We start from the raw sequence: 23532 nt of genomic DNA on the forward strand, positions 1-23532 counted from the left end.
GGAAAGACATCATCCATGAGCTACGACTATTCGGAAAACATTCTGGTGCAGGAAAGCACAGGACGACTGCTTCAGGAGGAGCTGGGCTGGGAGGTGGCGATGGCCTATAACACCGAGAAGCTCGGAGAGGATGGCACGTTCGGTAGAAAGAATTACCGGGAGATACTCCTGACCCGTTACCTGCAGGCCGCTATCCGTAAACTCAATCCATGGATCACCGATGACTTGGTGGACGAGGCCATCCGAACGCTGGATACGCATCTTTCCACCTCCTCGCTTCTCCAGATCAACGAGGAGAAATACAATCTGATCCGTGACGGCATTCCCGTCACGCTTCGGAAACCGGACGGGAAGAGTGAAGAAAAGCGTGTTGCCGTCATTGACTTTCAGCGCCCGGAGAACAACCATTTCCTGGCGATCAAGGAACTCAAGGTCTGGGGTGAGCTCTACAGGCGCAGAACGGATGTTGTGGGGTTCGTCAATGGTATACCTTTGCTCTTTATTGAGCTGAAAAAGAATACGGTCGATGTGCAAAACGCCTATACAGATAACTACACGGATTACCTGGATACCATTCCCCACCTGTTCCACTACAATGCCATGGTGATGCTGAGCAACGGTGGAGAGGCCAAGGTGGGAACGCTTGGCAGCAAGTATGAGTTTTTTCATGAATGGAAGCGTCTCCATGAAACGGACGCAGGCAATGTAGCCTTGGCAACGCTGTTGAGGGGTATTTGTAAAAAGGACAACTTCCTCGACCTCGTGGAGAACTTCATCCTCTATGACCACAGCGAAGGGCGTACCGTCAAGATCCTGGCTCGCAACCACCAGTACCTGGGTGTGAATGAGGCCGTTAAAGCCTACGAGACCCGCCAGCTAAACAATGGCAAACTGGGTGTATTCTGGCACACTCAAGGCAGCGGCAAGAGTTATTCCATGCTCTTTCTGGCGCAGAAGATACGCCGAAAGTGCTTCGGTTCTCCGACCATCGTCATCCTGACCGACCGGGAAGAGTTGAACACCCAGATTAGCGACACGTTCGAAAATTGCGGCATGCTAGGCAAAACAAAAGCCTCCCGTTTTATTGCCACCAGTGGAACCGACCTCGTCAATAAACTCCAAGGGAACCAGAGCTTTATTTTCACGCTCATTCAAAAATTCAACCAACCTGTCGTCCATCCCATCACCCCGAAGCATGATTTGCTCATCATGTCAGACGAGGCGCACCGCAGCCAATATGGTATCTTTGCGGACAACATGTGCCAATTGTTGCCGACGGCGTCGCGAATAGGTTTTACAGGCACACCCCTTCTCACCAGTGACAATATCACCGAACGAACCTTCGGCGGCTACGTTTCCGTGTATGACTTCCAACGGGCCGTGGAAGATGGGGCTACTGTTCCACTCTACTATGAGAACAGAGGGGATAAAATTGGCCTTGCAGGCACCCCGGCACTGAACGAACGCATGATTGAAGCGATCGAAGCCGCAGATCTTGATCCCAACCAGCAGGAAAAGCTGGAACGTGAGTTTGCCAAAGAAATCCACGTACTGACGGCAGAACCGCGGCTGCGAGTCATTGCGCAAGACTTTGTTCGCCATTATTCCGACTTGTGGACAAGCGGCAAGGCCATGTTCGTTTGCCTCAACAAGGTAACGTGTGTGCGGATGTTCAACTTTGTACAGGAGTACTGGACTCAGGAAATAGTCTCCTTGAAGGAACAGCAAAAGCACGCCAGTCAGCAGGAATCTCTCGAGATGGAACGAAAGATTCGCTGGATGGAAGAAACAGAGATGGCTGTCGTCATCAGCCAGGAACAGAACGAAATTCTGACCTTCAACAAGTGGGGGCTAGATATCATCCCCCACCGTACCAAGATGGAGAAACGCGAAATGGACAAGGAATTCAAGAAGTCCGAAAGTCCTTTTCGCATAGTGTTTGTCTGCGCTATGTGGCTGACCGGCTTTGACGTCAAGAGCCTTTCCTGCCTGTACCTGGACAAGCCGTTGAAAGCTCACTCACTGATGCAGGCCATTGCACGTGCCAATCGTGTGAACGAGGGGAAAAGCAATGGCCTCGTGATCGACTATATCGGCATCGTCAGCGCCCTGAAAAAGGCACTTGCCGACTATACCGGTACCCGGGGAGGTGGCGGAGATGATCCAACAGTGGATAAGGAGAAGCTGTTGTCGAGAATTGCAGAGCTTGTGGAGAAGATTCGTGATTTCCTGAAGGAGCATGGATTCATTCTCGAAAATCTGGTAAAATCCATCCCTGACAGTTTTGATCGATTGGAGCTCATTCAACAGGCAGCTAACGCTATGTGCGGAACACTGGAAATCAAGAAGACTTTTCAAACGTATGCCAACGAACTGTTTCGTCTGATGAAGTATGTCAACAGAGACGACGTAGACGATGAAACCCGTGCCAACAAGAATGCCATCAAGGCTATCTATGATGAGCTGCAGAAAAAGCGAAAACACGCGGATACTACAGGGTTGATGGTGGAAATCAACAAGATTGTTAACGAATACATCATCGTACATCAATCCAGGCCTGATGATACGAAACCGGACAAGACAATCGATATCAGCCAAATCGACTTTGAACGCCTCTCTCGGGAATTTGCAAAAGCAAAGAAGCGGAACTTGGCGATGAAGGATCTGGAAGAATTGGTGGAATACTATCTTGAACAGATGATGGTGAACAATCCCGGTCGTGTGAATTATTACGAGAGGTACCAGGCAATCATTGACGAATACAATCAGGATCAGGATAAAGCCAACATTGAACGTACCTTCGAAGAGCTGATGAAACTAGCTTCAGACCTCAACACGGAACAACAGCGATACGTAAGAGAGGGCTTTGACAACGAAGAGGAATTGGCGCTTTTCGATATGCTCTTTTCAGACACACTCTCTCCCAAAGACATCAAAATCATCAAGATGGTTTCGAAAGATCTATTGGTAAGTGTCAAGGAAAAGATAACAGCTCTTGACCACTGGACGGATAAGTCCAATACCACGGCGGAGATATCCAACCTCATTCGGGATACATTGTGGAAAAACCTCCCCGAAGTATACACGGATACGAGTATTGACACCTACCGCCAACATATTTTCGAGTACTTCTATTCACGGTATAAAGAGGTTGTTTAACCCGTTTACTTAAATCCAAGGTTCCTAATCATCTGAAATGAGACGGGAAAGCTGGTTATGTAAAAGATTATCTAATGTAACAGTATCGTTCCCTCTGCTGAAAGTTATCCTGATATTGTAACACCTTCATTACATGAAGGGGCAACTCAATATCATCGGCGATGCCGTCCGCAAACACCGCAGAGCTAAAAAATGGACTCAGCATGATCTTGCCGGGGCTTGTCAGCGGTTGGGGTGGCAGCTTATTCGGGAAACCCTCATCAAAATAGAACTGGGGACACGGCGAGTCGTCGACTCCGAAGTCCTGCTTTTGGCCCGGGCCTTGGGATGTTCTCCCTCCGACTTGTTGGGCGACAATGTGGATGAAGCCTTGATGTCGGCTCGTCATAGCAAAAGTGACAGCTAAAAAAATCCATTACCCATGTCGGGCAATGGATAAAGATGGGATCACTTGACTATGTCGGAATGTCCAACTGGCATATCCGGCATGTCTTCGACATCATCTCGACCGCAGATCACTATCCCGGTTTGCCCGGGGATAATGTGATTCAGAAGACGTTGTCTTTGAGCTTCCGACAAAGCTTCTCCAGGATGGAGCAGAACGTGGGTGCGGTAAATGTGACCATCAAGAGCGCAGACCATGCAGGAAACTTTTTCTTTCCCTTCGTCTGGATCAGATGCAAGGCATCCCGACTGTTCGAGATCCTGCCACGATTTCCATCGAAAGGAACCTTTCCTGTCATCGGGATACCGGCACCGGCCGCACTGAAGCCCGGCCAAGCCCTGGTATTCCAGATCCATGAGTTCCGAATCTCCGGGAAGGTACTCATGTCCTTTTCGGACAATATGTCGTTCGTTCCTGTAGGCCAGCGTTCGTTCAACCCGGCACAGATCGTGAGATCCGCACTGAGGACAAGTGAATATGAAATGTTGTAACATAGTGGTGATAAATGGATTGTTTTTCGGATAAGAAACTTTCTCATCCTTCTATATATCACCCCCGGATGGCACGATTTTCACTGAAAGACGCAAGACCAAATGTAATGAAATCGTTACATTTGGTCTTGACCTGAGAATGAAGTGAGGACAGAGTAACGGTGGATACCATCTATTCACCACTTATGAAGAAATGCATAACAGGCGGCATTGCCGCACTTATTACGTTGGCGGCCGTCTGCATGATGGCCGGTCAGTCACAGGCCTCCTCCCGTCAGCAATCTGTAGAGGACGCCATTTGTCATCAGCAGAACCAGGGCGTCATCGTTTGCCCGGGGTGCCAGGGCAAAGGCAATATCGGAGGGCAGAAATGCCAGCGTTGCCAGGGGTGCGATATTCTCAAGTCAAATGGCATGCCACTCTGATGATTCCGGAACCCATAAGTAAATCTAAGTATGAATGCGAAAATATATCGAATCTGTCAGATTGCCGTTCTTATATTGATTTCCACCTTACTTCTTCCGTCATGTGGAAAATCCGACAAGGAAAAGACTATGGATGAAATAGCACAGATTGACCGAGAACTCGTGGAACTGGATGTGCGCATTGCCCAATATGCCCGTCAAAAAGATGAAAATGCTCTTTCTGGCGTTGTCAATACGTTCACGGGTGAATTCGGTTCTGCTCTGGGAAATGTGGCAACTGGAGAAGGTCTGAGCAGGGAAGCAGGAGTGCTTCAAGTCCTTAGAAATCAACTACATCTCCGGAAATATCAACTAGCTCTGAAATATGGCATCAAAGTCACGGAAGCACAGTCAGGCATTCCCGTCTTTCGTCCTCTCAAATAAAAGCACTGTTCTTTCCAATCCTGGGGTAACCAGAATGCTTTAGATCGGTCCAACATTTACTCAGATAAAAGGGAAACGATGTGAAAAAATACATTACAAGGACCATTGCCATACTTATCGCTTTGTCATGCTTTCATGGACAAGTACTGGCAAATTACATTGATATCAAAGATCAATACGGGAAGACTTCACTTCATATAGCGGCTCAAGCGGGAGATAGTAAAGCTGTTCAGTCATTAAGTCAGGCAGGAGCTGACATTAATATCCGAGATGAATTCGGAACCACGCCACTCATAGAGGCTTCCAGATGTGGACATGATCAAATAGTCCAGATGTTGATTCAGGCTGGCGCTGATGTCAACGCATGCGATCAACTCGGAGATACACCAATCACAGCTGCTTCATATCATGGACACGATAAAGTAGTCCAGTCACTCATTCAGGCTGGTGCAAGTATCAATGCCAAAGATGCCAGTGGGCATACTGCGCTCATTTGGGCGAAATCAGAAGGCCACGATCATATTGTCGCTATACTCAAAGAAGCAGGAGCCAAAGGAATCGCCGTATCCCAAAGATCAATCTCATTTTTTTCCAGCTTAGTTTGGTGGGTATGTCTGATATTTTCCGTATGGATTCTGGCCCCCAAAAACAACCGCTTACAAATCTATTTTGTTATTGGTTATACCATACCATTCTTTGGCTTGGATATTCTTGCGGAGCTGTTTCATGGAAGTATCTATGTGATTAGTTTTGTTTTCCTTTTCTTAGCCGTAAAAGGAAAAACGGAAGGGTTATTGCATTGGTCGTGGAGTCGCTCCCTGACTTTGATGGGTATGGCACTCGTTTCAAGAGTCATTGCCCTGTTTGTAACGAATGAACTTCTTTTCCTGTTGTACTGACACCTATAATCCTTGTTGTTATTTCAATACCATGCCGTACACGGAACACACATTTGGCGCTCCCGCTCTCCAGTGGATACTTGCTTTTGAATAATTCAAAGAAAGAGATTCTTATCATGAAAGAGAAACCAATCAAACAACCGTGGCCCCGGAGTGCCAAGATCACTGTGTGGGCGTTGGGTATTTTGCTCATGGGTTCTCTTCTGCTTACTTATGTAGTGCAACACGTATTAGGCCAGGAGATCATCGACCTGCGAAATAGTCTTCCTATTTATCAGGAGTATGAGCCGTGTACAAATGAGGAGGAGCCTGTGGGTATTCCTGATCTGACTGATCCACCATTTGAATTTCACGATATTCGCGACCAATTAAGATGGGATGCTCGTAAAAAGGAAAGTTGAAACAACACTCTCTGATGCCACAACACCCTGATGTAGGATCAACTACAGCAGGGCGTTGATTTTCTGAACAACTCAAAGAAAGGAGATTATTATGAAAAGATCAATTACAGCTGAAGAGGCAGACAAGAGAAATCGGGAAATCCTGGAAGGCTGGAACACCAAACAACCATGGCCCCGGAGTGCCAGGGTGACGGCGTGGGTGCTGGGTATACTTCTGACAGCTATTTTTCTGTTCTTTTTGTATATCCTCATCCTGTCGGCGCCTCCCACAGCAGATATAGTATATTAAGGCTATACCAACACCTAGGATGTATTAGGCATACATCCTAGGTGTTGCTTTTCTTTATCTGGCTCGTAAAATTAACGACATGAGATCTTCCTACTGGCAGCAACTAGCCAAGACAGCTGCTACGATTCATGGTTCCGGGTACAACAGAACCATGTCTACTTTTCCGGAGCAACGGGACATGAAACCTTCTCTTTTGAAATAACCTTTCTTTCACGGTCATATATACCAGACACAGGTACTTACCAGCCTGTCATCATTCGCGAAGCCGCCATGCTCACTATCCCGGGCATGGCGGTTTTTCTGTATCCACCCATCAACAACGAAAGAACCACCACCATGGCTATTAAACTCATCGCCAACTACAGCAAACGCCTCGGGCTGCCGGGGTATTCCTCCCACCAGTTCGAGGTCTCCATTGAAACGGAAATCAGCAACACATCAGAGTTGCCATTCGAAACAGAACGGCTCTACGGTTCCCTTCAGGCCGCCGTAGATGCCCAGATCCAACAGGTCGGATTCGTCCCTGACGAACATTACGGCACACAAGCTGCTCAAACGTCTGTTCCCGGGGCGTTCAGATCACAGACGGCATCCACATCATCCGTGAGGCAAACGCCTCCTGCAAGCGTTCCTGAGAGCTCTGCTGAAACTGTTCCTGCATGGAAGTGCTCGGAAAAGCAACAGTCGCTCATTCTGGAGCTGGTCGGGAAGGCTGGGCTGGATGACTCTGCCCTGAACGAACTGGCTTCCCGGAGATTCAACAAACCCATTACCATGCTCAACCGCATGGAAGCCTCCGGGCTGATCGACGAACTGATGAATCGCTCCGGCTCGTCATCCAAACGTTCGGCATCAGGAAGGAACAACTACACCCGTCGTCCCGCTACGACCTATGCCGGCAACTCCAACCCGTACTGACCATGATCGCTCATGCAACCCGGCCAATACGTTCATACTCCCTGAACCCAGCTATGGCATTGGTGAAGAAGTTTCCTCCCGAGGCTTCTCCTTCCTCTGCCATACGTCCGGACTATTTGTCGCCCTCGTCAGTCAAGTCGTACCTGTCGTGTTCCCTTCGTTTCTTCTTCGAGAGGGTGGTACAGATACGGAAACCAACAACGATTGCCCTGCATGTCGGCAAGGCCATCCACGCCACACTCCAGTCCTTCAACCTCGCCCGGTGGCGAGGAGAGGACAGCAGTGAGGCAATCATGGAAAAAGCCTTCTCCTCCCACTTCCTGGAGCTGGAGAAGACGGAAGGCCCCGTGGACTACTCCGACGAAGAAACACGCCAGAAGGTACGTTCCTGCGCTTGGAACACCGTCAAAGCCTACATGGCCTCCGGCGAGATTGCTTCACAGATGCCTCTAGGAGTAGAAGTCGGCTTGTCGGCCACTATACCCGGACTTCCTGTTCCTGTGCGAGGTGTCATCGACCTCGTTCAGCACGACCTGACGGCAGTGGACTACAAATCCGCTGCCGCCAAACCGGACACCGGGCATGCAGCCTTTGACCATGAACTTCAGCTGGTCACCTATCAGATGATGATTGAAGAAGCCACGGGAGACACGCCTCCGTCGCTGGATCTGATCTACTTGGTCAAGACGAAGACTCCACAGGTGATCCGGGTCAAGATTCCGCCAGCCAACGAACAGCGCAAACAACGCATCGCCGACCTGTACAAGATCGCCTATGAAGGCATCACCACCGAACGTTTCCATCCCCAACCCGGGATGCAGTGCTCCTGGTGCCAGTACAGGAAGGAGTGCTCCGGGTGGTGTAAAAAGTGAGAGGATATGGTTATTCAGAAGCCTGCCGTGAGGGCGGCTTCTTTTTAGCTGAGATCATTTACTGAATTCCGATTCCACGAAGTTCCGAATACGTTGCACGATGACGGCAAACTCTTCGACTTCGCCAAACAACATCGGTTTCATTTGGATGTAGTCACGAGCCCAGGACTGATAACTGTGATCATCAGGAGGCAGGATATTCATATCGGAAGGCCCCAGATGTTCGTAATCGATCCATGAATATCCATAATTGACTGCACGTTGTTGTTTGATTTGTTCAAACAAAGAGTTGTCGTACATGTCATTTCTGATCAGGGCGTCCAGATCATAATAGTGTCTGGCCAACCGTGGTTTGCTTGGGCCTCCCCGCACGTTTTCCTCATGCAGAATGAACGCCTTTTCCCAAAAGGTTCGTTTGGGAGAAACGACTCGCAGAGAAACAGGTTCTGCCAGTTCGGGGAAAACCTGAGCTATATAAGAGTCGATCTGAGCCGGAGATGAAGGTGTTGTCTCTGCTCTGCCGCTTAGTTCCAGTTTGACCGCCGGAGTCACATAGGAACCGGCATCATGTTCCAGCACGGAAGGATAATGAATGTAAAGAACGAACGGGTCGCGAGCCTTACTGAGATCTTCCAGTTCAAAACGAACCCCTGAAATACCACGACAGTCAAAGGATTGCTGTAAGGCTGGCAGGATGAAGTCACTCATCAGATTCCTGTAATACTCTCTCATCTTGCGCTGCTTGCGATCACGCTGCGATGAAGATTCACCAGGAACGGGGAGCAACTCTCCGGGCATGTCTGAAAAGAAAGCAGGAGACAAGGCTATGTCTATGTCTTCAGAAAAGCGCTGGATACAATGAAAGGCTTTTGACAAGGATGTGCCACCCCGGAAACACAAATGAGGCTCTAACGCTTTGTTTTCAAACAACATATCTAGAACCCGGCATACCCAGTAGTCTTTTTCCAAAAAAAGAGCTGGCAAACCTAATTGATCCTGGGATTCAGCAAGCACATCACACTGCTGTTCGGGAACAAGCTGGAAATAAGGAATCATGATGGCAAATTGCAGATAATGGGACGCATCCATTCAGGAGCTTGGGGAGCCCACCGGTTGAGTTGCTTCTTATCGTTCGATGAAAGGTTTTGCGACAAGCGGGAACGCACTTCTTCCACACTTGTCTGATTCTTACCCAAGAAACGCAATGCCATATATACTTCTCCCATAATGGTGCCTGACAAATCCATCAGGTTTTTGGCCGTGCGGCGTAACCTGATTTGCAAAGCCCCGATACGGAAGTCTTTTGACCGTCCATCCGTCAAATACTCATAAGAGGCGGGAACCTGATCGCTCAACCCAAGTTTGTTGGCAAGGTTTGCCCCTGACGGCATAATGCGGGAACCTGTTTTACGAGCCAGTGCCTGAATGATCTGATCCGGGGACGGAGGCAATGGCCGTTGAGAATAACTGCTGATTCGTGGCATGTAATACAACCCGGTTGCAATCCTGACAATACATCCTTTCTCTGCCAGTCGGGAAAGAGACTGATCCAAGGCAGCCCTGGTACCAAGTCCCTTCAAGTCTACAGCCGAGAATACATCTCCCAAGGCAAATCGCTTTTTGATTTGCTTCAGCATATCAATTCTGGTTGCGGACAAGTTCATATCTTTCTGAGGAGCTGTAAATAATTTGCACGATCTCTGACATAAGGTCAAGATATATACTTGCACGATTTCTGACATCATGTATTTCGGGCAATCCATTATACGATTCAGGCGTGATGACTCGTTGGTTGATCAGAAAGATCATGAAGAGCATCATGGAAAGACAGCAGATCATTCGAAGTATTACCGCCTTCTTCGAAGATAGAGGTATTACCTGGAACAAGGTTTATATCGGAGTAACCAACAATGCAGAAAAACGCCTGTTTCAGGACCATAATGTGGACAGGAGGGAGGACGACTACATCGTCTGCCAATCCCGGTCTGCTGATGAAGCACGCAGTATCGAAGGATATTTCCAGGAGCTTGGGGCCTCCGGCTTCAATGGAGGAGGCAATGACACCAGCAGCATTGTCTACGCCTATCACAAAAGGGGCTATACGATTGAATAAGCCTGTCTTTCGGATGGAGACATCCATCTGAAAATCCCCCTCTCTTCACGTCATATATCATTGAGGAAGTAGATGCTCTGCTTCCTGTCTGTGCCCGCCTCCCGGCCTTGTTCCGGGAGGCGGGCTTTTTGTTGCAACAAACCAATCATCAATCAATATGAATACTCACACATCCACACGCGAACTCTATCGCAACCGCGACAACAGCCCGCTGGACAGAAACCAGGTCCGGCGTGTCGCTCCCTCCGTCTTTGCCGACCGCGAAGATGACAGCCGTTCGAAAAAATATCGCTTCGTTTCCTCCGACTCCCTGCTCGACCAGATGGAAGAAGCCGGGTTCCTCGTCGTCGGAGCTCAGGAACAGCGTGCCCGGAAACCGGACGGCACTCCCACCCGCAAACACCTGATTCGTTTTGCCCACCGGGATGTGCTTGAACACAACCGTGACCAGCGCATCGAAGTGGTCATGATCAACAGCCACAACGGCAGCTGTTCCTATCAGCTCATGGCCGGTATCTTCCGGCTGGTCTGCACCAACGGTCTGATTGTCGGGGCTCGTATTGCCGCCATCAACATCCGTCACATGGGCCATACCGGGGAGGATGTGATTGCGGCCAGTCTTCGGCTGGCCGGAGAAACTCCCCGTATCATGGATGATATCCATCGCATGCAGGGAGTCGAACTACCCTACAAGCGTCAGGTGGACTTCGTTGATGAAGCGGCCCGGCTGCGCCTGGGAGACGACTACGAAGACAGGATACGTCCCGAAGCCCTTCTGTCTCCCCGGCGCTGGAACGACATCGGCTTTACGGCGGGAGGACCGGCTACCGTCTGGCAGTGCTTCAACCGGGTTCAGGAAAACCTGATCAGGGGAGGCGTTCCCTTGAAGCCACAGAAGGACGGCATATACCGCCGCCGTTCCCTCCGGGCGCTCAATGGTATTGACGGAAACACACGCCTGAACCGGGAACTCTGGGATCTGGCCGACAGCTATACCCTGAACAACTGACCTGAGACAATCATGAGAAGAAAACATCATCCGAGGGTGAAACGTATGGGACGAACTCCATCCCTGACAGGACTGGAACTGTCCATTCTCCTGTACCTTCACGGCGACTTTGAACGCAGTGACGAGGAGATCATGGCGGAATGTCGTGGCATCGAACAGGAAAGTGTCAGGCATGCCGTTCGTGGTTTAGCAGGCAGGGAATTCATCATCCGCACAAAGGAAGAGGAATTCCTTCTTCGTCCCGACTGCTGGCTGATTACCTATGCCGGACGGATGGCGCTCAAGCAATGGGTGTCCTCTGCTGCTCCGGCTCGTCGGTCATCCCGAACAAGAGTTCTCGCATGAGGCACGGCCATGAACATGAAAGATATCCTCATCGCCCTGGTGGCGCTCGTACTGCTGTGTCTGTTGGGGCCTGTCGTAGTCGGAATCCTGTCGGCTCTGGTGGCCGTGGCTCCGTACCTGCTCGCCGTGTTATTGATCATGGGCGTCATCGCCATCTTCTGCAAGTAACCCTGACAGGAAAGGAATGAGACATGAAGACGATTCCCATCATCGCGCAACTGCGCTCCACGAGCGGATATGATACGGACGCTCCGTACGTGTACATGGAATTGGACACGGAACTACTGGACCGGATCGAGAAAGCAGTGTCGCTTTACAGCAGACATCAGAATGATCCTTCGCTGGGATTGAGCAAACTGACGATTCGCGGCCCGTCCATGACGGCGCTAGTGAACCTCCCGGAACTGACGGAAAAACAGCAGGAAGCACTGGACGAAGACGAAAGCATCCTGCTGGCTTCACCGATTCCGGAGGCAGAATTGGATGTCCTGGAAAGCTGTATCCGGCTCTGTGGTGAAGACATCGACATCCTTGATGCCCGGTGCCTGTACGCCATCGCTTGCAACAAGCACACGCGGGACATGTATGAAGCCAATATCGGGGCCGTACTGAGACACCAGATCGAGTCCCGACATCACCCCGAAAAGGAGGACTTGCCTGATGCTGACGATTGAAAAGTACAAGGGAACCCGCTTCTGGGCCGTCTTTCAAGACGGAGAGCTGTTGGCCGTGACCGTGTACAAACGAGGAGCTCAGGCTATTGTCAGGGCATTGGAAGGCAAATGTAAATGAATGCCTTCATTCAGCAGCTCTTCTTCATCATGAAGTCGGGCTGTTTTTTATCTGCCATATGGAGATTCCGGTTTCTGATTCCGGATTTGCTTTCCTATGAAACAGAGTGGAACTGGAATATGACAAGTGCCGATGGTTCGCAGTCTGTGACTATCACTCATGGGGCTTGGGAAGGTGGATACGTTAGGGCAAGCGTTCTTCCTCTAGAGCCCTGGCAATGGGGGCGATGTCTTCATGGGAAAAATATGTAGCATATAAAAAGCAAAAATAAGAACTATGTAGTATATATAAGCCATTAAAATAACGAACACGATTATCCTGATCCAAAAATTTTTACTGCTATGTAAAGTACTGCGATATATCATACGCTATGCGTATGATATATCGCAGTACTCACGCGTCGCTTCCATAGACAAGGCCAATTCATTAGCAGCATCCAACTCCAGAAATCTCAACATCCTGCTTGGCCTGCTGGGAGCCGGCGCCCTCGCAACGGGAGCCGTTGCCACCGGCAAATACCTCACCCGCAAAGATCCCAAGGCCGAGATGGGCAAGATCAAGCTCAAGCTGCCCGGCTCCAGGAAAGACCCGAACACGGCCGCAGAGGTCGAACTGCCCATCGACATGCCCGGAATGAGCCCCACCCTCATCGAAGGTCTCAACCGGGGCGTACGCCTCCAGGCCCGGAAGAACGTACGAGCCAATTCGTTCAAGCGCGATCCGCAGACAGGCAAGCTTGTTCCGTACGAGGAATGGAAGGCACAGCAGGCTCAGAAGGAGCAGCAACCAGACAATGTCATTGAGTTCCCGAAGGCAGCATCCACCTCTCCCGGCCTCGCCAATCTGCTGGCAAAATCGCTAGGCGCTGGCGTCGGAGGGACTATCGGCGCATTAGGCGGCGGCGCAGGAGCTGCACACCTGGCTCATCATCTCGGAGCCGGAGACACATCCCTTGTTTTGTCCAGCCTCCTTGGAATGGGCGCAGGAGGTCTCAGCGGCGTTCTGATCGGTTCCTCTGCTGCAAACGCAGTCGTCCCGCCTGTCGAAGAAGGCGACCCGAAGGCTGAAGCGCAGGCATCCTACGCAAACACAGGTTCATCTCCGGCTGGCTATACTGCCGACCCGGATGAGGATTTCAGCGACGAGGATCTCGACAAGTACGCCTCCGCTCCTCCACAGCAACGCCCACCCAGGCCGGCCAATCAGCTTGCCCGGCGCCCCGTCACGAACACCCTGCCTCCTTCCCCAGGATTGGCGCCAGCTGCGGCCAGGGCAGGCGCTCCCCCTACAGGCAACCTCGACGACCTGTCCATCAAGCTGCAAGGAACAGCCAACGACGCCCTGGACATGCAGGCGAAGCAGGCCTCCCGGAATGCCTTCACTCCCTCGTACAATCAACTCACGAGTGAGGATCACATGATGAAAATTGCCGCCGTTCTACAGAAAGCGACGGATAATCTGAAGTTGTCAGACCGTCCTACCCGGGGTTCAGGAAGATTGTTCCGGATGTTCGTCGGACAGGTGTGACTGCAAAACTTCCTTGGCTGGTAAGAAGAAAACCGTGTCAGAATGGAGGATTTCCGATAGACAAGTCGGATGATTTATGGCATCGTATCTCTGCCGTTAATGGACAGGCAAGGAGCATGATGGAATCATCCCGTGAAATAATTAGGCGTAAATTCCAAAAACAAACAGGAATTTCTTTGCATGAAATTGGTCAAAACCAATCTCTCTTAAAAAAGTGTTTCTCGAAAGGTAATAGGAAAACATCTGCTTCTCTTACTGCTGGAAGAGGGTATCCTTTTTTTTCCAAACCGGGAATAAGTGCTGAAAATAAAGATAAAAGGAATCTTGAAATTTTAGCAAAATGGTGATTCCTAGCGAAGAACAATCACTTGAGAATTGTTCCAAAAATGCTTTAAGGTGGTTGGATGCTGAAGATGTCCAACAGAAGCTGGCGGATCTTTTTGCTCATTATTTTTTAAAAGTGCATGAGATTGCTGATATGGCAGCAGTTGAAAATGCTGGTATCCGCCCAGAAGGGCTTACAAATGAGATATATTCGAGCTTCCATCATATTGCACGAGGGTTGTGTTGTTGTGAAACTGAGGAAAATGTAATTCATGAAATAAAGAAAGCTCATAAAACTCATCTAAAAAGAACACTCTTAGATGCCTATAAAATAACTATCAACTCTTACTTAGAGGAATATGATGAGATAATACAGACTATTCGCTATATTGTTCTTGAAAAAGATATTAAATCTTATGATGCAGATGTAGTTGCAAAAGCAAATAGTATTTTTGACAAAGCGGCGGACGCTAAATCATCATATTTAGAAGCCAAAAATTTTGAATCAAAAGGAGATATGCATTCAGCGACTTCTTCATTTGAAACAGCATTGATTCATTGTCTTGATTTACGTGATGCAGTTCGATCTTTTGCGAAGTCCAAGGTCTATATAATTGCTTTAGCAAGAGCGGCTAAAGATGACTTGGAAAAAACGAGAGCACGACGAAGTAATTGTATTACAAAGTGGATAACTATTGGATTAACGGTTGTATCTGTTTTAGTTGCTATATTTTCAGCCTATGATGCTTATCAAGTAAGGCATGCACAGGATGATTTACACAAAGAGTTAAATCAATTGAAAGAGCAATTAACATCTTATCTAGGAGATTTAAAATAAACTATCTCTGCTGGAAAGAGTGTTGAAATGCTCTGATGTATATATAACATGAGACAGATTGTCCCCTCGGCTCCAGCACTCAAGAAGCTAAGTGTGTTTCTGTTTTCAACTTCCTCGCATGTACTTCCTGATAAAGGTGTCTCGGGCGCACCCTGAGTAGTTGCTCTCTCCCATAAAGAAGGGAATCTGCGATAAGGGTTCCAGATAATCCATGTACACAGCCCCAAGAGTTCCTGGGGCTTTTTGTTGCCCATGCGTGTCGCATTTATCTCATTTCCACGAAACGATATTGCTATTTTGCGGCAATATCGATATACCCTGAAATACCGTCCTCCCGGGAGTTATATACACTTGAGAAAGGAGATTCTTATTATGAAAGACAAACCAATCAAACAACCGTGGCCCCGGAGTGCCAAGGTGACGGTGTGGGTGCTGGTGGTACTGTTAGCATTATCTGCTGTCTATATAGGAGCTTTGAGCTACAAGTTAAACTCCATCACAAACTCTGATGAGTACATTAGAGACCACATTCTGATATACTGATCATTCTCTTGGTCAGATACGCAACAGCCTGCTGAAGAACGACTTCAGCAGGCTGTTGCTTTTCTTTTAGCTGAGAGCTAAAATATTGGCATGTTAAAACCAAACCCATCATATCTGTTGAATATGCCTAAGCAAGCCAATAGTTCAGACCTATCACAATTTCCTTTGCTGCAAGCATTTATTGAGAAGAGAGCCTTTTCTGTTGTTCCTCCTATCATTACCCCGGATACATTAAAGAGCGGGGATGATAATTACGATCCGAACGATACATCAAGGCTGACGGCGAACCCATACAATACGTTCGAGAATAAACAAACTTCCCAGGAAGCCTTCAAGACAGCAAAGTCATCCGTCCCCTACATGGTGACTGGAGTAGATGCCAGCGGCAACAAGTACATTGACGGGGTTCAAACGCATAAAAACATCTATGGAGGGAACGCTGACTTTCAGAGACGAGCCGAAGAGCAAATGGCCCGGGCAAAATGGGAGCAGGCTCGCGCTGGTGGTTTGACGAATGCAGAGAGCGGACCTTCACTGAACCACCCGGTTGTATTGAACCCCGGAGGTAAAGGAAGAAGTTTGTGGAACAGGTTCAAGTACGATAGTGATTATCAGCTACCACCAGATGCTTCTGGCTCACCCAACAAACAAACACCTATCAAACAGGAAACCGTTGGTAACAATCGTGGATTTTACTCTCCATCGAAGGATTACATCGGACTAGCCGATCCATCCCAGGCACCACAACCTGGTGTCAAGTTTCCGCAACCAATAGGAAGTCTGCCGTACCCTACCTTACGATATTTCGACAAAAATAGATATAGCCCTGCCTTCAACAAGTATCGTGGGGTTGCAAATAATCGTACTGATCCGACAGCAAATTACACAGAGCAAAATATTCTGCAGGAAGAAGGCACGCATTCCCAGACTCCAACATCATTTATACCAGGAATGGATAAGAACAACGATCCAAATGTCTTCACACCCAAGGACAAGATGCCCGGGGAGTATCACGATAGCGTCATGGAGAAGCGAAGACCATACACTCCCATCGTTCCCGGAATGCAAGGTTCCTACGACCAGTGGCCGGCAGATTTGTGAAGTCGAGGAAGCTCGACCAGAATGACGCGCAGGCTACGTACGGGCACCGTATCCAGAACGGCAAGGAGCTGCTGGATTATCACAATATGCACAAAGTCTACGGAACTCCGGAAGAGTGGAGACAATCTCAGCCAAATCTCACAAAGCAGCATGCTGAGGCTCTCGGCAGGCTGAGATCTCAGTCTGAACAGCAGCGGCTTCAGGAGTGGAATCGTCTTAATGAAGAATACAACCAGGGTAAAAGCCAGACAGCTCCCGTTCCTGTTGACCTGATGCCTCTAAAGCCCGTGCAAGCAACCTACGATTTCACGGACCAGACTGACCTCATGAAGCAGGTTCGCAACAACCGTCAGCCCGGGAGAATGGACAAGGTTGCCTTCACTCTCAACTCATCGTACAATCGTCTCATGAACGAGGGGCGCATGACCAAGATCGCCACTGTATTGTAGAAGGCAACGGACGGCCTGAAACTCTCGGACCGTCCCGCAGGCAAGCCCGTCCGGGTCATGAGCACACCTACCTCTGCAGAGCTGATCCGGCAGAAGCGGGAAATGAAGGAGACTGCCAGGCAAAGCAGGCTTACACCGTCGACTACATCGCTTTCCCGGCTGATGGAACCAAACAGGCCTATGATCTTTCAGGACGAATGGAAGCGCAGGCCATCATGGACCGCATCTACAACGAAGACCCCAGCTATTGGCCCTACGGTCTCGGTATTCCCGGACACGACGGCGTCTATCTCATTCGGGACAAGATGACCAAGCAGGCCGCCGGCTTTGTCGGATGGCAGCAGATGATGGAAGGGGGACGCCTCATCGGCTCCTACTCCATCGGCATTCTCCCGGAATACCGGGGGCACGGTTTCGCCAAGGAAGCCGTGGCGAAGATTTTGCGTGAGAAGGCTGATGTCAATATTCCCGGTCTTGCAGGGACAAGTCTTGGTGGTAAAGCACGAATTTAACTCGTCTTTTGTTCCGGCAAAACATTGAACCATGCTTCACCTTCAGCAGCACGGACTCCTTCCCGGTAATGCTTTTCCGTCATGTTGGTTCCCGAATGCCCGAGCCACATGGATACCGGGGGTATATCGTGTGTTTTGGCGGCTGCGTATGAGGCGAACGAATGGCGCAGGGCATTATGTGGCAACGTGATGCCTGCAATTTCTGCCATTTTTTTGAGGCAGCGTCCATGGCGATTCTCGTATAATCTGTCAATTTCGTCAGGAGCCGGTTCATATTCCGCCAAGGCGAGCCAAGCCTTGGCAGCGGCAGGGAGTGGAACAAAACGTTGTTTCCCGGTTTTGGCTATTGAGGCCGAGACAAATACTTCATCCTTTTCATCAAGGATGGCATCCGGCGTTATTCTGACGCATTCGGAACGGCGCAGCCTGCAAAAGGCGGCCAGGATCAATCGGAACAACATTCCTCTGTCGTGCTCAAGGGCAGCTTGCAGGAGTTTCTTCAGTTCAGACGGAGAGATGATGCCAATCTGGACAGATTCCGCTCTCGGAGCAAGCGTTCTTTCAACCGGGTTATACGCAATGAGGTCCCTGCTCTGCGCCCAGACAAAGAATCCATGCAGGGTTGTACGGTAACGCCGTTTGGTAGCATTACTGAGTGGTTGTTTCCGATATCGGAATGAGGCCAGCTTTTCTTCAATCATGTCCGGCATTATCTGATTGAGCGGAAGGTCTTCCCATCCCAGTGACCATTTCTGCAGTTCCATGATCATGCTGTCATGATGGGCTTTTTTGATCAGGTTAGATTCGAGCTTCTTATCGATAACTTCCTGATATTGCTCTGCGAGGGAGCCGAACTTTCTTTTGAAGTCAACTTTGACCTGTTCTTTCTTGTTCGCAAGGAATCTGGTCAGAGAAAACAAATTGGTCAGTTCTTCCAGCCTGTTCAAATTTTCCTCGTCCGTACGCGTTACCATCCAGTTGCCATTAGCGTCTTTCCGACCATAAATCGCGCCACTGGCTATTTCCCGCTTCAGGTTCTTCAAGGCTTCACGTACTACCAGATACAAAGGGAGAGAAGATTGTTGGGTTACTTCATCATAGATGTTCCTGAATTCTCTCCATAAAAGAATAGCATTGTAGTCCTGTTCATCTGCATGTTCCCTCCATTCCTGCTTTCGCAAGTGTTCCGGCAACATATCGTCCAATGATTGATGCTGAAGCCGTTGATAGGCATCAAGAGCTTCTTCGTAGGAATCAAAGAGTCGGTGAGTTTCCCGGTCGCTGGACATATCACGCACCAGCCATTTTTTCTTTCCCCGGTGCTTTCTCGGGGAAAGAGAGGCATGTGAACCATATTGTTTTTTTCGGGATCTTTTCACGGTTGAAAGTATCCCATGGTCATTTATATTGACAAACTAAAAGTGTGTACAAAGCGTGCACAGTCGTATAACAAATTGATAATTAGCATACAGAATCAGACTTAGGATCTGGTGCCGAAAGGCGTACAGGTTCGAGTCCTGCCAGGCGCACCATTTATGCCCCTCCTTAAGTAAACAACTTGAAGGGGGGTTTTTGTTTATGATGAAAAATTGGACCCTTTCAAGCCGCTTTCGCCCCTATTTGACAAGGTATTTCCGCCATGCCAACTACATCATGCACGGGTATTTGGCCGCCATGTAAAACAACAATCCAGTGCCTTATTCATCATTATCTACGCTTGTCACCATCAGGTAAGGCGATTGGATGAATTACTCCGCAGTAATGACAAGAAGTACCCGGCTGACGGCTCCCAACAGAAAAGCCGGCGGCCGCCCTTCGCACTCGCCTGCCCTGTCCGTACATTTGGAAGTCAATTCGTGCACCCGGCAAAGAGAATATTCAAAAATCCTGCTTAAAAATTAATTTAAAATCCTTATTATCAACACAAAAAAATAATCATGAATACCATACCCAAGAAAAAATAGAACCCGTTAATATCGGAAATTTCATACCACACCCCCAACAATACGGTCACAACTGTCTCCCGGCCGCTATCAGGGCCCGGCTCCATTTATTCCCAGAAGGCGGAGAGTAAAAACCAACCCGCTGACTACCAATTATAAAGGCTTGTTAACATTTGACGCCAATCCGGCAGTATTGTCCTCCGTCGGCCTGAGATCGTGCGTTTCGGTCATCTACACATCGACAGACATACACGCTCAAGCATGCGCCCATGTTCATCACGCCAATTGCGAAACCCTCACACCAGCTGATATTTATCAAGCTATGCAGTCTCTTTACCCGGACAATCCAGGCTATTCACCCGATCCCCGTAAAATCTATGTAGTCTATGCCCACCTTGGCAGCAACAATCTATATGAAGTGGAAATCAAAAAATTGCCGGAATGCGATATTCTCATAAACAACATCATAGAAATAGAAGAATTGCCTGTAGATAACTTTGGAATAGATAATAAGGGCTGCATAGGTTGCGCTTAATGACGTACCCGCATGCCCGCGCTCATTCCCTTTTCCGGAAGTTTACCTGAACTTTTTCAGGAAGGGGGCGATGAACGCCGTGCCCAGCCCCACCAGGGCAATGAGGGAGAAGGACCACCGGAGGGAGAAAGCATGGGCAATGTGGCCGATGACCGGAGGCCCCAGCAGGAAGCCCAGAAAGCCGATGGTGGAGACGGAAGCCAGGGCTACGCTTGGTATCATTTTTTTGGATTTTCCGGCCATGCTGTAGCAAAGGGGAACGATGGAGGAGGTACCGAAGCCCACCAGCAGGAAGCCCAGCGTGGCGGACCACAGCATGGGGAACAGGACGGAGACCAGCAGCCCGGAGGCAATGAGAATGCCGCTGGCGCGCAGCACGCGCACGGGGCCGAAGCGCATCACCATGCGGTCCGCCGTAAAGCGTCCCAGGGCCATGGTGCTCATGAACGCCACGTAGCCCATCTGCACCAGTCCGGGACCGGGCTGCACCACGCTTTCAAAGTACACGCCGCTCCAGTCAAACATGGTTCCCTCGCTCACCATGCTTCCGAAGGCGATCAGTCCGATCACCAAGACATAGGCATCCATGCTCCGGAACATGCCTCCGCCCTGGGTGGAGGAGCGGCGTGCATCCCGCGGCAGGAGGGAGGGGGAAAAGACGGCCAGAATGACCATGCACATCAGGAAAATGGCGATGAAGTGCATTTCCGTGGATACCTTCCAGTCCACCATCAACGCCCCCAGCAGGGCGCCGAAGAATCCCGCCAGGCTCCACAAGCCATGGAACCGGGCCATGATGCTGCACTGGTACAGCCGCTCCACTCCCACGCCCTGCGTGTTGACGGAGATATTCGTCAAATTAGCGGCCACTCCGAAGAAAAACAGCCCCGCCGCCAGTTCCCAGAAGGAGGACGCCATGCCCAGATACACAAGCACGGCGGGATAAAAGATGGAAGCCGCTATCAGTATCCTCCGGCTGCCGCAACGGCCCACCAGATAGCCGGACAGCGCCATGGCGGACATTTGCCCCACCGGAACGGCAAAGAGCACGGAGCCAAGGTCGGCGTCATTCAGTCCCAGCGCATTCTTGATGTCCGGAATACGGCATGCCCAACTGGCGAATACCAGGCCCTGGAGAAAATAGAAGGTGCTGACCGACAGGCGGTAGACGCCCTGCGTCGTTTTGGGAAGAGGCAGATTCATGCTGGATTTCCTGGTCACGCAGACGCTATCCCCATTCCCTTTCCCTGGCAAGAGAAATCATCTTTCATACAATAAGAATTTATCCGCAAAAGAGACATAGAGGCAAGGAATAAGCCTTAAGGGGATTTTTCCCCGCCATAGGATTTCCCAGGGTTGTCCCCTTTCTTCCACATGAAAAACGCCGCGTTCCCGACGGAGCACGGCGTTTGATGAAATGGAATAAGGAAGGGTCAGCGGGGATCGTGGTGCCAGTTCAGGGCCCCCTTGCCCAGCGCGTACAGGTAGGCCACCAGCAGAATGCCGATGAAGATGCACATGGCCGTGAAGGATTCCGGATTCATCATCACATAGTCCCGGAAGTTGACGGCCCAGGGATAGAGGAATACCACTTCCAAGTCAAAAATAACGAAGAGCATGGCCACCATGTAGAATTTCACGGAGAACATGGGAGCGCCTTCCCCCATGGGAATCATCCCGCATTCGTAGGGAATGTCCGCAGGCTTGCGCACGGAGGAGCGCTTGCCCATCAAGATACTGAGCAACAAGATAATGCCGGCCAGCCCCAGGGCTGCCACCACTTGCACAAGCACTGAAAAGAATTCCTGATTCATGACGTCTGGCACGGATGTACCATATACGCCCCGGAAAAGCAAAACTAAAAAGGGCGGCGGCTTTCATGCTGACGGGGGCGCCCGTTTCCTCCCGGAACCGGAACCGTTATGATGAACCGCGTTCCCCATGTCCCTGCATTCCTTCCTCCAGTCACGGCTCTGCCGCACATTTTCCTTAGAAAAACGGGCGGCGCAACGGTTCCACTCTCCGGAACCGATACCGCACCGCAGCCACTGGAGCATCGTCAAATGGATGCTCACGCGCCGTCCGCGCCCCTATCCGTCCGTGGCGGAAAACGCCCGTATTCCCTCCTTTCATGTTCCCGTGGAACGGGGGCAATGGGAGGCCGTCATGGTCAATCATGCCACCATCCTGATTCGGCTGCACGGCCTGAACGTGCTGACGGACCCCGTCTGGTCCGGCCGCGTGAGCCCCGTGGCATGGATGGGCCCCAAACGGAAGCGGCCCGCGGGTATCGCATGGGAGGATCTGCCGCAGGTGGACGCCGTACTGGTTTCACACGACCATTACGACCATTTTGACGCGCCCACCCTGAAAAGGCTGGAGGAACGCTTCCACCCCGTCTTTCTTGTTCCTCTGGGGCTGCGCCGCCTGCTTCTCCGCCATTGCGGCGCACAGGCGCAGATCCGCGAGCTGGACTGGTGGCAATCCGCCGCCCTGCCGTCCGGGGATGGGGAAACCACCGTCACTTTTACCCCCGCACGGCATTACAGCGGCCGCAGTCCATTCCACGGAAACGCCAACCAGTCCCTGTGGGGAGGCTTTTTCCTGCGCGCGGCGGACGGTCCGGGCATTTATTTTGCCGGAGATACGGCCCGGACACGCTTTTTCGCGGAAATACGGGACCGCCTCGGCCCTCCGGACCTGGCCCTTCTTTCCATCGGGTCCTATCTTCCGGAAGAACTCATGGCAGGCGTCCATCTGTCGCCGCGCGACGCAGTCCGGGCCTTTAAAACGCTGCGCGCCAGGCAGGGCATGGCCCTCCACTTCGGCACCTGGCAACTGGCGGACGACGGCTACCAGGAAACGCTGGACGATTTCCGGGAAGCCCTTCGCCGGGAAGGCGTGGAGGAAGCATCCTTCATTGCCGCGGACAACGGGTTTACGCTCCCATCAAATGGAGAACCCAGTCCCCAACCGCTTCCACCAGAACAAGATATCCCGCCAGAATCCCAAGAAGGGGAGCCTCCAGCTTGAACAGCAGAAAGCCAGTTCCCGGCAAAACGCCGCCTACGCAGGCGAACACGGCCATCACCGGCATGGAACATAAGCCTGCCAGCCACGCCAGGATGAATGCCCTTGTTTTACCAGTTTCCCTGCTCCCGGCAAGATGGACCGGACGG

27 protein-coding genes are annotated in these 23532 nt (G+C 50.5%); 22 read left to right on the forward strand and 5 right to left on the reverse strand.

Annotated features, from left to right (window positions below; all coding sequences use genetic code 11):
• Positions 1-15: 15 nt before the first annotated feature.
• The 9 genes from P8A25_RS09000 (at position 16) to P8A25_RS09040 (ending at position 8322) form a co-directional block, all read left to right on the forward strand.
• On the forward strand, positions 16-3159 hold the full coding sequence (locus P8A25_RS09000; protein WP_215442226.1) for a type I restriction endonuclease subunit R: 3144 nt from the start codon (positions 16-18) through the stop codon (positions 3157-3159).
• Positions 3160-3292: 133 nt separating this feature from the next.
• Entirely contained in the window at positions 3293-3565 is a 273-nt protein-coding gene (locus tag P8A25_RS09005) for a helix-turn-helix transcriptional regulator (RefSeq protein ID WP_215442225.1), read from the forward strand.
• A gap of 35 nt (positions 3566-3600) precedes the next feature.
• Positions 3601-4095: a hypothetical protein gene (locus P8A25_RS09010; RefSeq protein ID WP_404838663.1), complete on the forward strand. Its 495-nt coding sequence runs from the start codon at positions 3601-3603 to the stop codon at positions 4093-4095.
• Positions 4096-4280: 185 nt separating this feature from the next.
• Positions 4281-4520 (forward strand): hypothetical protein, encoded by a 240-nt coding sequence (locus P8A25_RS09015; RefSeq protein WP_215442223.1) that lies wholly within the window; start codon positions 4281-4283, stop codon positions 4518-4520.
• Between the two features lie 30 nt (positions 4521-4550).
• Complete coding sequence (locus tag P8A25_RS09020) at positions 4551-4943, forward strand: hypothetical protein (RefSeq protein ID WP_215442222.1); 393 nt, start codon at positions 4551-4553, stop codon at positions 4941-4943.
• 80 nt (positions 4944-5023) lie between these two features.
• Complete coding sequence (locus tag P8A25_RS09025) at positions 5024-5842, forward strand: ankyrin repeat domain-containing protein (protein WP_215442221.1); 819 nt, start codon at positions 5024-5026, stop codon at positions 5840-5842.
• 116 nt (positions 5843-5958) lie between these two features.
• Complete coding sequence (locus P8A25_RS09030) at positions 5959-6243, forward strand: hypothetical protein (RefSeq protein WP_215442220.1); 285 nt, start codon at positions 5959-5961, stop codon at positions 6241-6243.
• Between the two features lie 559 nt (positions 6244-6802).
• Positions 6803-7450 (forward strand): hypothetical protein, encoded by a 648-nt coding sequence (locus P8A25_RS09035; protein ID WP_215442219.1) that lies wholly within the window; start codon positions 6803-6805, stop codon positions 7448-7450.
• A gap of 53 nt (positions 7451-7503) precedes the next feature.
• Positions 7504-8322, forward strand: coding sequence for a PD-(D/E)XK nuclease family protein (locus P8A25_RS09040; RefSeq protein WP_215458354.1), 819 nt, complete (start codon positions 7504-7506; stop codon positions 8320-8322).
• 54 nt (positions 8323-8376) lie between these two features.
• Here P8A25_RS09040 and P8A25_RS09045 read toward each other — a convergent pair whose 3' ends face one another.
• Positions 8377-9378, reverse strand: a complete 1002-nt coding sequence (locus tag P8A25_RS09045) for a nucleotidyl transferase AbiEii/AbiGii toxin family protein (RefSeq protein ID WP_215442217.1) — start codon at positions 9376-9378, stop codon at positions 8377-8379.
• Entirely contained in the window at positions 9375-9986 is a 612-nt protein-coding gene (locus P8A25_RS09050; protein ID WP_404838664.1) for a DUF6088 family protein, read from the reverse strand. Before P8A25_RS09050 ends, P8A25_RS09045 begins: the two co-directional genes overlap by 4 nt.
• Before the next feature lie 116 nt (positions 9987-10102).
• On the opposite strand from P8A25_RS09050, the gene P8A25_RS09055 reads away from it, so the two are divergent.
• From P8A25_RS09055 to P8A25_RS09105, 11 genes are all read left to right on the forward strand, one after another.
• Positions 10103-10435: a hypothetical protein gene (locus tag P8A25_RS09055; RefSeq protein ID WP_215442215.1), complete on the forward strand. Its 333-nt coding sequence runs from the start codon at positions 10103-10105 to the stop codon at positions 10433-10435.
• Positions 10436-10592: 157 nt separating this feature from the next.
• A complete protein-coding gene (locus P8A25_RS09060; RefSeq protein ID WP_215442214.1) occupies positions 10593-11444 on the forward strand; it encodes a DUF932 domain-containing protein in 852 nt (283 codons plus the stop codon).
• Positions 11445-11456: 12 nt separating this feature from the next.
• Complete coding sequence (locus P8A25_RS09065; protein WP_215442213.1) at positions 11457-11789, forward strand: hypothetical protein; 333 nt, start codon at positions 11457-11459, stop codon at positions 11787-11789.
• A gap of 9 nt (positions 11790-11798) precedes the next feature.
• The gene (locus tag P8A25_RS09070) at positions 11799-11957 is read left to right on the forward strand and encodes a hypothetical protein (protein WP_215442212.1); all 159 of its coding nucleotides are present in this window, start codon (positions 11799-11801) and stop codon (positions 11955-11957) included.
• A gap of 23 nt (positions 11958-11980) precedes the next feature.
• Positions 11981-12463, forward strand: coding sequence for a hypothetical protein (locus tag P8A25_RS09075; protein ID WP_215442211.1), 483 nt, complete (start codon positions 11981-11983; stop codon positions 12461-12463).
• A 664-nt stretch (positions 12464-13127) separates the two neighbouring features.
• Entirely contained in the window at positions 13128-14108 is a 981-nt protein-coding gene (locus tag P8A25_RS09080; protein ID WP_215442210.1) for a hypothetical protein, read from the forward strand.
• Complete coding sequence (locus P8A25_RS09085; protein WP_215442209.1) at positions 14105-14455, forward strand: hypothetical protein; 351 nt, start codon at positions 14105-14107, stop codon at positions 14453-14455. The genes P8A25_RS09080 and P8A25_RS09085 overlap by 4 nt, the downstream gene beginning before the upstream one ends.
• Positions 14449-15270, forward strand: a complete 822-nt coding sequence (locus tag P8A25_RS09090) for a hypothetical protein (protein ID WP_215442208.1) — start codon at positions 14449-14451, stop codon at positions 15268-15270. Before P8A25_RS09085 ends, P8A25_RS09090 begins: the two co-directional genes overlap by 7 nt.
• A 666-nt stretch (positions 15271-15936) precedes the next feature.
• Complete coding sequence (locus tag P8A25_RS09095) at positions 15937-16914, forward strand: hypothetical protein (RefSeq protein WP_404838665.1); 978 nt, start codon at positions 15937-15939, stop codon at positions 16912-16914.
• 272 nt (positions 16915-17186) lie between these two features.
• Positions 17187-17363 (forward strand): hypothetical protein, encoded by a 177-nt coding sequence (locus P8A25_RS09100; protein ID WP_404838666.1) that lies wholly within the window; start codon positions 17187-17189, stop codon positions 17361-17363.
• Positions 17364-17578: 215 nt separating this feature from the next.
• The gene (locus P8A25_RS09105) at positions 17579-17875 is read left to right on the forward strand and encodes a GNAT family N-acetyltransferase (RefSeq protein WP_215458356.1); all 297 of its coding nucleotides are present in this window, start codon (positions 17579-17581) and stop codon (positions 17873-17875) included.
• On the opposite strand, the gene P8A25_RS09110 is transcribed toward P8A25_RS09105, so the two are convergent.
• Positions 17872-19254 (reverse strand): tyrosine-type recombinase/integrase, encoded by a 1383-nt coding sequence (locus tag P8A25_RS09110; protein ID WP_215442205.1) that lies wholly within the window; start codon positions 19252-19254, stop codon positions 17872-17874. The two genes, P8A25_RS09105 and P8A25_RS09110, sit on opposite strands and share 4 nt — an antisense overlap.
• A gap of 727 nt (positions 19255-19981) precedes the next feature.
• Between P8A25_RS09110 and P8A25_RS09115 the strand changes: the two genes are divergently transcribed.
• Positions 19982-20353 carry a hypothetical protein gene (locus tag P8A25_RS09115; RefSeq protein ID WP_215442204.1) on the forward strand — a complete coding sequence of 124 codons (372 nt, stop codon included), beginning with the start codon at positions 19982-19984 and terminating at the stop codon, positions 20351-20353.
• A gap of 42 nt (positions 20354-20395) precedes the next feature.
• On the opposite strand, the gene P8A25_RS09120 is transcribed toward P8A25_RS09115, so the two are convergent.
• Positions 20396-21556, reverse strand: a complete 1161-nt coding sequence (locus P8A25_RS09120; RefSeq protein ID WP_102736466.1) for an MFS transporter — start codon at positions 21554-21556, stop codon at positions 20396-20398.
• Between the two features lie 230 nt (positions 21557-21786).
• Positions 21787-22167, reverse strand: a complete 381-nt coding sequence (locus P8A25_RS09125) for an NADH-quinone oxidoreductase subunit A (RefSeq protein ID WP_022397226.1) — start codon at positions 22165-22167, stop codon at positions 21787-21789.
• Between the two features lie 127 nt (positions 22168-22294).
• Here P8A25_RS09125 and P8A25_RS09130 point away from each other — a divergent pair, with 127 nt between their 5' ends.
• Positions 22295-23386, forward strand: coding sequence for an MBL fold metallo-hydrolase (locus tag P8A25_RS09130; protein WP_404838667.1), 1092 nt, complete (start codon positions 22295-22297; stop codon positions 23384-23386).
• Positions 23387-23532: the final 146 nt, after the last annotated feature.

It is taken from the genome of Akkermansia sp. BCRC 18949 (assembly GCF_045011645.1).
GTDB classification, from domain to species: domain Bacteria; phylum Verrucomicrobiota; class Verrucomicrobiia; order Verrucomicrobiales; family Akkermansiaceae; genus Akkermansia; species Akkermansia massiliensis.